This window comes from Kluyvera huaxiensis (genome assembly GCF_040149365.1).
Classification (GTDB): domain Bacteria; phylum Pseudomonadota; class Gammaproteobacteria; order Enterobacterales; family Enterobacteriaceae; genus Kluyvera; species Kluyvera intermedia_A.
Genome location: NZ_JBEFLV010000003.1, coordinates 45,866 through 58,500, shown reverse-complemented (window position 1 = coordinate 58,500; position 12,635 = coordinate 45,866). Strand labels below are relative to the sequence as shown.

The following is a 12,635-nucleotide window of genomic DNA, read 5'->3' as shown; positions in this document are numbered from 1 at the left end:
ATGGGACCTTTTATATAAACACCTAACTCCCACCGTTTATTTAAATCAAATTCAAAACACTCCATTTACATAAAATACACAATTCAGAATTTCATACTAGATGAACCCCTACCAACAATTGATTATTTTATAAATGATCTCTTGGAGTTGATCGCCATCACAGTTTTAAGCCTGATTGGAGATAAAATGACTCCGCTTTAAGATATTTCTCGGAGGTATACGAAATGGAAAATAATAACCGAATGATGCCCCACATAAGGCGGACAACTCATATTATGATGTTTGCCCACCGTAATAGTTTCGACTTTCACTTCTTTAACGCCCGATAAGTCTGCCGACTTCGGGCGCCCCGCAGTTATTCCTTGCGATACGCAAAATCATTCAAGTTGCATCAAAGCGGCGAGTGAGTTAATCCCCAGGAGCTTACTTCAGTAAGTGACCTTGGTTAACGAACGTAGCCAACGCAGAAACGACTTGAAGGATGGTGTGTATATACAGGCTTTTGCCTGCTGCATGCGCTCGCCACAACAAACCTAAAGCTTCCGGCCACCGGACCGGTTGGGTTTGTGACATCCTGAAAAAACTTACGCCCTGATTTTATCATCAGCGAGATCGTATTGATTTTTTTCCGGCGATATCAATTTCTCATTCGAGAAATTGAGGGACTGCTATTACCAAAAATAAAGAGTCGAAAAATGTCTGAATTAAAAATTGCCGTCAGCCGTACTTGCCCGGATTGTTTTACTACCCAGCGTAATATTACCAATACCTGCGACACGAATTTCATTGATGTTGCCGCTGCCGTATTATCTATTGAAGACATTGAGTGCGGTAAACTCGATGAAATAGATGCTACGGGTTATAACCTGCCAGTTTTTATTGCTATTAATAAAGATCAAATCGTCCCATCAGAATATCTCTCACGAATTCAAGGGGTGTTTGAACACGACGAAACGCGTAACGACTTCTATGGCCGTCAGCTAGAAGCCGCAGCGCACAAGTATGAAGTACAACTGCGTCCACCATTCTTCAGCGCACTGGTCGATTACGTCGCGCAAGGTAACAGCGCGTTTGATTGCCCAGGGCATCAGGGCGGTGAATTCTTCCGCCGCCATCCTGCTGGCAACCAGTTCGTTGAATATTTTGGCGAAACGTTATTCCGCTCTGACTTATGTAACGCCGACGTCGCGATGGGCGACCTGTTAATCCACGAAGGCGCACCGTGCATTGCCCAGCAGCACGCAGCTAAAGTGTTTAACGCCGATAAAACCTATTTCGTTCTTAACGGAACCTCTTCTTCTAATAAAGTGGTGCTTAACGCGCTGCTGACCCCTGGGGATCTGGTGCTGTTTGACCGTAATAACCACAAATCCAACCACCACGGCGCGCTGCTGCAAGCAGGGGCAACGCCGGTGTATCTGGAAACCGCACGTAACCCGTACGGCTTTATCGGCGGTATCGACGCTCACTGTTTCGAAGAGAGCTATCTGCGTGAACTGGTCGCTGAAGTCGCACCAAACCGCGCGCGCAATGAACGTCCATTCCGTCTGGCCGTTATTCAGCTCGGTACCTATGACGGCACCATTTATAACGCTCGTCAGGTCGTCGATAAAATTGGTCATCTGTGCGACTACATCCTGTTTGACTCCGCCTGGGTGGGATACGAACAGTTTATTCCGATGATGGCCGATTGCTCGCCGCTGCTGCTTGAGCTGAACGAAAATGACCCTGGTATCCTGGTCACTCAGTCAGTGCATAAACAGCAGGCCGGTTTCTCACAGACTTCGCAGATTCATAAAAAAGACAGCCATATTAAAGGCCAACAGCGTTACGTTCCGCATAAGCGTCTTAACAACGCCTTTATGATGCATGCCTCCACCAGCCCGTTCTATCCGCTGTTTGCGGCACTGGATATCAACGCCAAAATGCACGAAGGGCAAGCGGGTCGCAACATGTGGATGGACTGCGTCTCTAACGGTATCGAAGCACGTAAGCTGATTCTCGATAACTGCCACCATATTCGCCCATTTGTTCCTGAGCAGATTGACGGCAAATCATGGCAGTCGTTTGAAACCAAACAGATCGCCAACGACCTGCGCTTCTTCCACTTTGTACCGGGCGAACGCTGGCACGGCTTTGAAGGCTATGCCGAGCATCAGTACTTTGTCGACCCATGCAAACTGCTGCTGACCACCCCAGGCATTGATGGTAACGGTGAGTACGATACCTTCGGCGTACCGGCAACTATTCTGGCGAACTTCCTGCGTGAGCATGGCGTGGTCCCGGAAAAATGCGACCTGAACTCCATCCTGTTCCTGCTGACCCCGGCCGAAGATATGGCCAAACTGCAGCAACTGGTTGCCCTGCTGGTCCGTTTCGAAACGCTGCTAGAAGCGGATGCGCCGCTGAAAGAGGTTCTGCCATCACTCTACGGTCAGTACAAAGATCGCTATGCGGATTACACCCTGCGCCAGCTGTGCCAGGAGATGCATAACCTGTATGCCCGTCATAACGTGAAACAACTGCAAAAAGAGATGTTCCGCAAATCACACTTCCCACGCGTCAGCATGAACCCGCAGGATGCCAACTACGCCTATCTGCGCGGCGAAGTTGAGCTGGTTCCGCTGTCACAGGCGGAAGGTCGAATCGCCGCCGAAGGCGCTCTGCCATATCCTCCAGGAGTGCTGTGCGTAGTCCCTGGCGAAATCTGGGGCGATTCCGTACTGCGCTACTTCACCGCGCTGGAAGAAGGGATCAACCTGCTACCGGGCTTTGCGCCTGAGCTGCAGGGGGTTTATATCCAGGAGCATGATGGGCGCAAACAGGTGTGGTGCTACGTGATTCAGTCTCAGCTGCCGCAACCTGCGCTGCTGAAAGGGGAGAAATTATGAGCAAAGCCAACAATAAAATGGGTGTTGTTCAGCTCACCATCCTGACGATGGTGAACATGATGGGCTCCGGTATTATCATGCTGCCCACCAAACTGGCTGAAGTCGGCACCATTTCGATTATCTCCTGGCTCGTCACCGCCGTCGGTTCGATGGCGTTAGCCTGGGCCTTCGCCAAATGCGGGATGTTCAGTAAGAAATCTGGTGGTATGGGCGGTTATGCCGAGTATGCCTTTGGTAAGTCGGGCAACTTTATGGCCAACTATACCTACGGTGTTTCATTGCTGATTGCCAACGTGGCCATCGCCATCTCCGCCGTCGGTTACGGCACCGAGCTTTTCGGTGCCGCACTAAGTCCGGTGCAAATCGGGATCGCCACCATCTGCGTGCTGTGGATCTGTACCGTTGCTAACTTCGGCGGTGCGCGTATTACCGGTCAGATCAGCAGCATTACGGTATGGGGGGTAATCATTCCAGTAGTCGGCCTGTGCGTTATTGGCTGGTTCTGGTTCAGCCCAACCATGTACGCAGAGTCCTGGAACCCACATCACGTGCCGTTCTTCACTGCGGTAGGTTCATCCATTGCCATGACGCTGTGGGCCTTCCTTGGTCTGGAATCCGCTTGTGCTAACGCCGAAGTAGTTGAGAACCCAGAACGTAACGTACCTATCGCCGTACTGGGTGGGACCCTGGGGGCGGCGGTGATTTACATCATCTCCACCAACGTCATTGCCGGTATCGTACCAAACATGGATCTGGCGAACTCCACCGCGCCGTTTGGTCTTGCCTTCGCGCAGATGTTCACTCCGGAAGTCGGGAAAGTGATCATGGCGCTGATGGTGATGTCCTGCTGCGGTTCACTGCTCGGCTGGCAGTTCACCATTGCGCAGGTGTTTAAATCCTCTGCGGATGAAGGCTACTTCCCGAAAGTGTTCTCTCAGGTCAGTAAAGCCGATGCGCCGGTGAAAGGGATGCTAGTGATTGTGGTCATTCAGTCTGGGTTGTCATTAATGACCATCAGCCCATCGCTGAATAATCAGTTCAACGTGCTGGTTAACCTGGCGGTCGTGACCAACATCATTCCGTACATCCTGTCGATGGCGGCTCTGGTGATTATCCAGCGGATGGCGAATGTGCCAGCAGGCAAAGCCCGTATGGCCAACATCGTGGCATTCATTGGTGCGATGTATAGCTTCTACGCCCTGTTCTCTTCCGGCCAGGAAGCTATGTTGTACGGTTCAATCGTGACCTTCCTCGGCTGGACGCTGTACGGCCTGGTATCACCACGTTTTGAATTGAAAAACAAACACGGTTAAGACCTTCGCGGGTTGCTGGCAACGGCAACCCGCTTCCTTATTACTTCCCTTCTTAAGACAATCATCATGAGCAACCCAGAGCGCATCGTTTCCGATATCGACACTATGCTTGCCATTATTCAGCGCCACCATATCTGCCGTATCGCGCTTAACGACGAAAGCAGCCCGTATATCGTGCCGGTCAATTTCGGTTATCACTACCAGGACGGACGCTGGACGTTCTATTTTCACGGCGCGCGCTGCGGCAAAAAAATGCGCCTGTTACGCAAAAATCCGGCGATTAGCGTGGAGATCGATGGCGACCATCGTTTAATTCAGGCGGAAGATGCCTGCGATTATAGCTACGGCTACACCAGTATTACCGCTAAAGGGCGGGCGACCATTTTGCAGCAACCTGAAGAGATGAAACAGGGCCTCGACGCCATCATGCGCCAGGCCGTACCGGGAAAAATCTTCAACTACCGTGACGACATGATGAAAGCGGTTTGCGTAGTGCGTATCGACTGTGAGGAGTTAACCTGCCGCCGAAATCAGGCGGAATAGCGGGCCAGAACAATCTTCATGGGGAGAGAGCGAAATCTATGCCTGCCAGTATCCCCAACCCACCACTACCAATACATTTAACACCACGCTCAGCATAAACCAGGTACGGAACGGCTGTTTCTGGGTTTTGTGGCGGAACAACTGCTGAGCCACCAGTGCCCCGACCCAACCACCAACGATCCCGAACACCAGCAGCGTCATTTCAGGTACCCGCTGCCAGCTTTTACGGGCCGCAAATTTATCGATACCGTACACCAACAGGGTGGCGATATTGACCATCACCAGCCATGCCCAGAACGAATGAAAATGGAAATAGCTGGTTGCCGCTAAGAGGGCCAACAGGCCATAACAAAACGGGTTAAATCTCATCGCGCTATACATCCTTTGGTAATCGGCTCATTCCTGGATACACCGAAAGTGAGCCGTAAACGTCTTTCAGCCATAAAAAAATCCGTAATCCCGAAGGGACTACGGATTCTTGCATCACCGAACTTTCAGGAACCCCTTAATCGTTCGGCATTAAACCTTACGACACTTTCGCTATCAGGCGTTTTTCAGCACTTCGCTAACAATCTCTACCGCTTCTTTCTCGATCTGCTGACGATGTTCAGCGCCGAGGAAGCTTTCACAGTAGATTTTGTAGGCATCTTCGGTGCCAGACGGACGCGCGGCGAACCAGCCGTTGTCGGTCATCACTTTCAGACCACCAATCGATGCGCCGTTACCCGGTGCTGCCGTCAGACGTGCGGTGATAGGGTCGCCCGCCAGCGTGCTGGCGCTGACCATTTCTGGAGACAGTTTGGACAACGCCGCTTTCTGCGCGGAGGTTGCGCTCGCCTGCAGACGGTTGTAGCTCGGCGCACCAAAGCGTGCGGCCAGCTCATTGTAGTGCTCCTGAGGGTTCTTACCGGTGACAGCGGTAATTTCTGCCGCCAGCAGGCACATGATGATGCCGTCTTTATCGGTAGACCATGGCGTACCGTCAAAGCGCAGGAAAGAAGCCCCCGCGCTCTCTTCGCCGCCGAAGCCGAAGCTGCCGTCGAACAGACCGTCAACAAACCATTTAAAGCCAACCGGGACTTCCACCAGCTTACGGCCCAGATCGTTGACCACGCGGTCAATCATCGCGGAGGAGACGAGGGTCTTGCCGACCGCCACATCTTTGCCCCACTGCGGACGATGCTGGAACAGGTAGTTGATAGCCACTGCCAGATAATGGTTCGGGTTCATCAAACCAGCCGGAGTTACGATACCGTGACGGTCGTAATCCGGGTCGTTGGCAAACGCCAGGTCGAACTTATCACGCAGCGCCAGCAGGCCCGCCATCGCGCACTCGGAGGAACAGTCCATACGGATTGCGCCGTCTTTATCGAGGTGCATAAAGCGGAAAGTCTGGTCAACGTGATCGTTCACGATGGTCAGGTTCAGGTTGTAGTGTTTGGCAATACGTTTCCAGTATTCAATACCGGAGCCGCCCAGCGGATCGACGCCCAGCGTCAGGCCCGCTTTCTGGATAGCCGCCATATCGACGATATCCGCCAGCCCTTCAATAAACGGCTGCACCAGATCCACTTCCTGAACGTGGCCGGAAGCCAGCGCCGCAGCGTAGGAAATACGCTTCACGCCGTTAAGGTCGGCTGCCAGCAGCGCGTTGGCGCGATCTTCAACCACTTTGGTGACGTTGGTATCAGCCGGGCCACCATTTGGTGGGTTGTACTTGATACCGCCATCGTCCGGCGGGTTATGGGATGGCGTAATCACGATCCCATCAGCCAGCGGGCCGCCTTTTTTGTTATGCACAAGAATGGCATTGGAGATAGCCGGCGTCGGCGTAAAACCATTGTTTTCCTGCACAATGACATCAACCCCATTCGCCGCCAACACTTCAAGAACGGAAATAAACGCAGGCTCAGAAAGCGCGTGAGTATCTTTCCCGACGTAGCATGGGCCCGTAATTCCATTTTTCGCGCGCTCTTCAGCGATTGCCTGAGCAATGGCTAAAATATGCTTTTCGTTGAAGCTGTGACGACCTGCGCTCCCGCGGTGACCGGAAGTCCCGAATTTCACCGCATGTTCCGCATTGCCCACTTCCGGCTGCAGCACGTAGTACTGAGATGTCAGTTGAGCAACGTTGATCAAATCACTTTGCTGTGCAGGCTGACCCGCACGGGTATGGATTGCCATTGCCTGGTCCTTCTTATGCAAGGGTTAGATTGTCAGTATGAGATGGTACCGCAAACCTTTTCAATCAGTTCCACCGGGAACTGCATTGACTGCATGATATGTTCGACCATGCTGCATTTACGGCCTGTATTGGTGTTGGTAATGACCCAGTATGGCGTATCCGGCACCTGTTTAGGTTTCGTCTGGTTACCGTTTTTCAGCAGCGTCTGCTCATCGGCGGCGAAATAGACGCGGGTGCGACCATGGAGCGATTCGGTGGCTTCAGCAAAGGCTTTGTTGTCCAGCGAATAGAGCGTGGTCAGGATCAGCATAAAGCGGTTAACCGCTTTTTTCTGCTCGGCGTATTCGTCGGAGAGCAGCAGTTCACGCATCACGCGAACTTTGTCTTTCGTCGTTTTAACCGTTTTAACTTCAGCAACGGGAGCAGCAGCTGGCGCAGGGGCCGGTTCTGCTTTGACGACCGGCGCTGCGGCAACAGCAGGCTGTGAAGCGGCGGTGAATTTCAGCATACGCCGTAAAATGTCGGACGCGCTCTCACCAATGTGCAGAGTGTGAGCCGCAATATAGCGATAGAGCTCGTCATCAACTTCGATCGTTTTCATCTTAATCCGGTGCAATAATTTTTCTGAATACAATTCATTGGGATTATAAAGTCAAAACCCAACAGCGGGTAGCGCCAAACCAGGAACGCGGCAAAATTCGGATGAGTTCCTTACTTGCCCCTGAGCGTTAGAATGTCCAACATGATACCCTAACCCGACAACGCGAAAAAAAGAACTTTGCTATGAAATTGAATGTCCGAGCGCAATCTGCACAAAACCTGCACAATAATTCCCCCATCGTCCTCGTCCACGGCCTGTTTGGCAGTCTGGACAATCTCGGTATCCTGGCGCGCGACCTGATTGCTGACCACGATATTATCCAGGTTGATATGCGTAACCATGGACTGTCGCCGCGTTCTGAAGAGATGAACTACCCGGCCATGGCCCAGGATCTTCTCGATACGCTCGACGAGCATAATATTGAAACGGCGACGCTTATCGGCCACTCCATGGGCGGTAAAGCGGTGATGGCGCTGACCGCACTGGCACCGGAGCGTATCGACCGTCTGGTTGCGATTGATATTGCGCCGGTGGATTATCATGTTCGCCGTCATGATGAAATTTTTGCTGCGATCAATGCAGTGACCAACGCCGGTGTTGCCACGCGCCAGCAAGCGGCTACCGTCATGCGTGAATTCCTTCATGAAGAAGGGGTCATCCAGTTCCTGCTGAAATCCTTCGTTGACGGCGCCTGGCGCTTCAACGTGCCGGTGCTGTGGGAACAATACCCGCACATTGTTGGCTGGGAAACTATCCCCGCGTGGGATAAGCCTGCCCTGTTTATTCCCGGCGGCAATTCGCCGTACGTTACCGAAGCCTATCGAGACAGCCTTTTAGCCCAGTTCCCGCAGGCCAAAGCGCACGTTATTGCCGGTGCCGGTCACTGGGTGCATGCGGAAAAACCAGACGCTGTACTGCGCGCTATCCGCCGTTACCTCGCAGAGTGATTAAAAATGCATCGACCGCGCGCCAGAATGGCCGCGGTCGTTGGCGTGCGGGTTCCACTGATGTATGATTGCGCGCTGTCTGCGCTGGGCACTGCCCGGTAGCTTGTTTTCCCCGAAGTCACTCAGAATCATGGCAAAAGAACAAACGGACCGTACGACACTAGATTTGTTCGCAAATGAGCGTCGCCCGGGAAGACCAAAAACCAATCCGCTTTCGCGTGACGAACAGCTCCGCATCAATAAGCGCAATCAGCTAAAACGCGACAAGGTTCGCGGGCTTAAGCGTGTCGAACTGAAGCTGAATAACGAAGCCGTTGACGCGCTCAACGAGCTGGCGACTGCCCGTGATATGAGCCGCAGCGAACTCATCGAAGAGATGTTGATGAACCAGCTTGCGCTGCTGCACGGACAGGGGAAAGTCTGAAAAATCCCCCCAAAACACGCTTTCATGTAGCAGAGTGTGCAGTCCGGCACGATTGCTGTTTCCGCACACTGCGCTGTTCTGCTATGATTGCCCTTATCTGTGGGCAATAAGCCACCACCATATCATTAAGTTTCAAGAGGTTATTTTACTCATGGCAATCGTTGGCATCTTCTTCGGTAGCGATACCGGAAACACCGAAAATATCGCAAAAATGATTCAAAAACAGCTTGGTAAAGATGTCGCTGACGTGCATGACATCGCCAAGAGCAGCAAAGAAGATCTGGCTGCGTTCGATATCCTGCTGCTGGGTATCCCAACCTGGTACTACGGTGAAGCACAGTGCGATTGGGATGATTTCTTCCCAACGCTGGAAGAAGTAGATTTCAACGGTAAACTGGTTGCGCTGTTCGGCTGTGGCGACCAGGAAGATTACGCGGAATATTTCTGTGATGCCCTGGGCACCATTCGCGATATTATTGAACCACGTGGCGCAACCATCGTGGGTCACTGGCCAACCGCAGGCTACCATTTTGAAGCGTCTAAGGGACTTGCCGATGACGATCACTTCGTGGGTCTGGCGATTGACGAAGACCGTCAGCCAGAACTGACCGCGGAGCGCGTTGAGAAATGGGTTAAGCAGGTGGCTGAAGAACTGCACCTGGACGAAATCAAAAACGCCTAATCGCAATAATGAGGTGTAATTATCAAATTGCACCTCATTAATAGGTAAAAGCAATTAAAATAATAGCTACAAATTTTTAACTTTTTATCGCATACCTGTACAATATCTTCTGATTTAGCGCAGGTTCATCGCTCAGTTTGTCGGTGAAGCCTCGTTTTTGAAAGCTTAGCTTACCCGGGCCTTGCTGTTTTCATTTTGATAGGGCCATTCTATAATGAGACGCATTAATTCGGGTGCATTCTCTGTGAAACTTTCGCTGATGGAAGTTAATCGTTTAGCAACAGGACAGATTCCGCATGACTGACAATAATACCGCATTAAAGAAGGCTGGCCTGAAAGTCACACTTCCACGGTTAAAGATTCTGGAAGTTCTTCAGGAACCTCATAACCACCATGTCAGCGCGGAAGACTTATACAAACGCCTGATCGACATGGGTGAAGAGATCGGTTTAGCCACGGTTTACCGCGTACTGAACCAGTTTGATGACGCTGGCATTGTGACTCGCCATAATTTTGAAGGCGGCAAATCCGTATTCGAACTGACTCAGCAGCATCACCACGATCACCTGATCTGCCTCGACTGCGGCAAAGTTATCGAGTTCAGCGATGATTCGATTGAAGCGCGCCAGCGTGAAATCGCGACCAAGTACGGGATTCGCTTAACCAACCATAGCCTGTATCTTTACGGTCACTGCGCTGAAGGCGACTGCCGCGAAGATGAACACGCTCACGACGGCATCGAAAAATAACGACCGCCGCTCGTCAAAAAACCAGCCATTGTGTGCTGGTTTTTTTTTGCCTATCGGTCTGGTATCGACATAAAAAAACCGCTGCAAGCAGCGGTTTTCAGTTCTTAACACGACATTATTTTTGTGGCGTATTGTTGCTGCGAATTTCCTGCCAAATCTTATCGCACTTGCTGGCCACGGCCTGGTCGTTACCCGTTTTTCTCGCCAGAATACACTGCTGATAATCCAGCACGCGTACGCTTTCCTGGTTCGCGAACTGCTCGTGCTTCTTATCTTGTTTCAGCACGTTCAATACGCTCTGGCAGGCCTGGATTTTATCCGGATTACCTTCCGCCGTATTGATACAGGCGCTATAGGCATCTTTCAGTTTGGTGTCTTCTTTCGGCGCAGGTGACTGCGCACAAGCGGTAAGGCCGACAGCCATTAAGGCAACAATAATCAATTTTTTCATGCGATGAACCTCTTAGCGGCGGCAGAGGTTTCCCCCTGCCGCGTCATGCATCAGAAAATAGTGAACGGTGCGATAACCATGAATTTCACGTCACGCTCGTCCTGGAAGATGTTGCCGTAACCACCGCCCCAGCTTGGAATGTCGGAGTGGTTGTCATACTGGGTGAAGTGCAGTTTGAACAGAGTCCCTTTCGCGCGGCCATCCTGTACGGTGTAAGCCACATCGAGGCTGTAAGCAGACTCTTTGATTTTGTTGTTTTTGTCGTAGTAAGCATCTGGGTTCATCTGCCAGGTCGATGGCTTAGCATCCCATGCGTAGACGTAAGACGCGCCCACTGCCCAGCCCGGGAGATCCCAGTTTTTCAGGTCATACATCGAACCGAAGAACACCGCTTTTTCGCCGTTGGCGTTGAAGTCAGAGCGGTTATCCCACCAGATATCCAGACGACCGTTGGAGGAAGCGTAGGTTGGCGTCATACGCTGCAGGAAGAAGCCCTGCTGACCTTCAGCTTTAACCCAGGTCCCTTCCAGGCGGAAGTCGAAGACCTCTTTCAGCTTGTAGCCGAAGGTTAACGCTTGCAGCCACGCGGTGCCGTCGTAAATATCGTTCACACCGTGATCGCTCACTTTGTCACGGGTACCGTAGAACTGATAGCTGGTGGTCAGAGGGCCGCCAGGGATATCGAATTTGTAGCTACCTTTGGCGAAGTACTGATCAACATAGCCTTCTGCCTGACCAAATGCCGCTTCCAGCACCAGGTCATTTTTGAAATCGTATTTAGCGCCGATGGAGTGCAGGTAGTCGACCTTGGTCTTCTTATCGTTCTGATAGAAGTTATCCATTTCCAGATGCCAAGGTGCCTTGTACTCATTGGTCCACATGTAGGAGAAGCTCAGTGCACCGTTGTCGCCGTAGTCGAAGTTCGCCCCGGCTTCAGCGCCCTGGTAAGTACCAGGCATAAAGCTCCAGTGTGGTGCCAGCAGAGTTTGACCGGTTGGCTGAATGTAACCGGCACGTGCCCAGGTTGGCCCAAGCTTGAATTTAGCTGCCGCTTTATACAGGCTGATACCAGACTTATCACCGCTGTAATCTTCGCTATAACCTTTGTTTTTTGAAGAGAACGCGATTTCGTTCGGGTGACCACTTTCGCTGCTTTCGTTCATTTCAATCGCGGTAAATGCAGCGATATCAAGACCGAACATATCGGCGGCATAGCCAGACTGGAAGTCGAGATTGGCGTTCCAGGTGGAGTGAGAAAGGTTGGTTTTATATTTATCGTGATCGGTAACATCTTTACGGTCACGCTCACGCTGCCAGTAATAGATGCCGCCAGTTAATGATGAGTCGTCAATGAACCCTTCAGCTTTTGCATCCGGTGCCATTGTAAAGCCCGACAGTGCTGTCACACCGGCGATAGCCAGCGCCAGCGTACTACGTTTGCCACTAAACGTACGCATAGTTAAATCCTCTTTGACTTTTAAAATGCCGCCGCAAAGCAGAGGCAAAAAAATAAAAACTTTAAAAAAAATGAACTTCTGGAAAAAGGTGTTTCGCTACACCGATAGACTATTTTTCGCGACGCGAATTATCAATCCTTTTCCGCAACAAGAGTGCAGGATTATGACAAAGCGCACATATTTGGTTTCAATGTGTAACGGAGTGCGTTATTAACATTTCCCGTCACCAACCCTTATGGGGCCTGGATGAAATGTTAATGAGACCGTTTACATTATGTTTTTCCGGATGAATTACAATCATCATGCAAATGCATTAGAAGTGGCGTGATTGCATTAATTCGCTACGCGAAAATATTATTAGGCGATTCAGGGATAAAAAAAACGCCGCTCAG

At 51.3% G+C, this 12,635-nt stretch carries 13 protein-coding genes; 8 read left to right on the top strand and 5 right to left on the bottom strand.

The features are described from left to right. Positions 1-224: 224 nt before the first annotated feature. The 4 genes from speFL to ABOC97_RS04230 all read left to right on the top strand — a co-directional run bounded on the left by speFL (position 225) and on the right by ABOC97_RS04230 (position 4,747). Positions 225-329 (top strand): leader peptide SpeFL, encoded by a 105-nt coding sequence (speFL, locus tag ABOC97_RS04245; RefSeq protein WP_006819052.1) that lies wholly within the window; start codon positions 225-227, stop codon positions 327-329. 366 nt (positions 330-695) lie between these two features. Beyond that, positions 696-2,891, top strand: coding sequence for an ornithine decarboxylase SpeF (gene speF / locus ABOC97_RS04240; protein ID WP_349594453.1), 2,196 nt, complete (start codon positions 696-698; stop codon positions 2,889-2,891). Further along, on the top strand, positions 2,888-4,204 hold the full coding sequence (potE, locus tag ABOC97_RS04235) for a putrescine-ornithine antiporter (protein ID WP_349594450.1): 1,317 nt from the start codon (positions 2,888-2,890) through the stop codon (positions 4,202-4,204). Before speF ends, potE begins: the two co-directional genes overlap by 4 nt. A 66-nt stretch (positions 4,205-4,270) precedes the next feature. Further along, positions 4,271-4,747, top strand: coding sequence for a pyridoxamine 5'-phosphate oxidase family protein (locus tag ABOC97_RS04230; protein WP_349594447.1), 477 nt, complete (start codon positions 4,271-4,273; stop codon positions 4,745-4,747). A gap of 36 nt (positions 4,748-4,783) precedes the next feature. On the opposite strand, the gene ABOC97_RS04225 is transcribed toward ABOC97_RS04230, so the two are convergent. The 3 genes from ABOC97_RS04225 to seqA form a co-directional block, all read right to left on the bottom strand. Next, positions 4,784-5,116 carry a DUF1294 domain-containing protein gene (locus ABOC97_RS04225; RefSeq protein ID WP_349594444.1) on the bottom strand — a complete coding sequence of 111 codons (333 nt, stop codon included), beginning with the start codon at positions 5,114-5,116 and terminating at the stop codon, positions 4,784-4,786. Positions 5,117-5,290: 174 nt separating this feature from the next. Beyond that, a complete protein-coding gene (gene pgm / locus ABOC97_RS04220; RefSeq protein ID WP_349594441.1) occupies positions 5,291-6,931 on the bottom strand; it encodes a phosphoglucomutase (alpha-D-glucose-1,6-bisphosphate-dependent) in 1,641 nt (546 codons plus the stop codon). 32 nt (positions 6,932-6,963) lie between these two features. Further along, positions 6,964-7,533 carry a replication initiation negative regulator SeqA gene (gene seqA, locus ABOC97_RS04215; protein WP_349594438.1) on the bottom strand — a complete coding sequence of 190 codons (570 nt, stop codon included), beginning with the start codon at positions 7,531-7,533 and terminating at the stop codon, positions 6,964-6,966. Positions 7,534-7,715: 182 nt separating this feature from the next. Here seqA and ybfF point away from each other — a divergent pair, with 182 nt between their 5' ends. The 4 genes from ybfF to fur all read left to right on the top strand — a co-directional run bounded on the left by ybfF (position 7,716) and on the right by fur (position 10,335). Next, positions 7,716-8,480, top strand: coding sequence for an esterase (gene ybfF / locus ABOC97_RS04210; protein WP_349594435.1), 765 nt, complete (start codon positions 7,716-7,718; stop codon positions 8,478-8,480). 130 nt (positions 8,481-8,610) lie between these two features. Continuing rightward, complete coding sequence (ybfE, locus tag ABOC97_RS04205; protein WP_234503617.1) at positions 8,611-8,904, top strand: LexA regulated protein; 294 nt, start codon at positions 8,611-8,613, stop codon at positions 8,902-8,904. 151 nt (positions 8,905-9,055) lie between these two features. Further along, on the top strand, positions 9,056-9,586 hold the full coding sequence (gene fldA, locus ABOC97_RS04200) for a flavodoxin FldA (protein ID WP_234503619.1): 531 nt from the start codon (positions 9,056-9,058) through the stop codon (positions 9,584-9,586). A gap of 296 nt (positions 9,587-9,882) precedes the next feature. After that, entirely contained in the window at positions 9,883-10,335 is a 453-nt protein-coding gene (gene fur, locus ABOC97_RS04195; RefSeq protein ID WP_061283437.1) for a ferric iron uptake transcriptional regulator, read from the top strand. 115 nt (positions 10,336-10,450) lie between these two features. On the opposite strand, the gene ABOC97_RS04190 is transcribed toward fur, so the two are convergent. Beyond that, positions 10,451-10,786 (bottom strand): ChiQ/YbfN family lipoprotein, encoded by a 336-nt coding sequence (locus tag ABOC97_RS04190; protein WP_349594430.1) that lies wholly within the window; start codon positions 10,784-10,786, stop codon positions 10,451-10,453. Positions 10,787-10,836: 50 nt separating this feature from the next. Beyond that, entirely contained in the window at positions 10,837-12,243 is a 1,407-nt protein-coding gene (gene chiP / locus ABOC97_RS04185; protein ID WP_234503622.1) for a chitoporin ChiP, read from the bottom strand. Positions 12,244-12,635 lie beyond the last annotated feature (392 nt).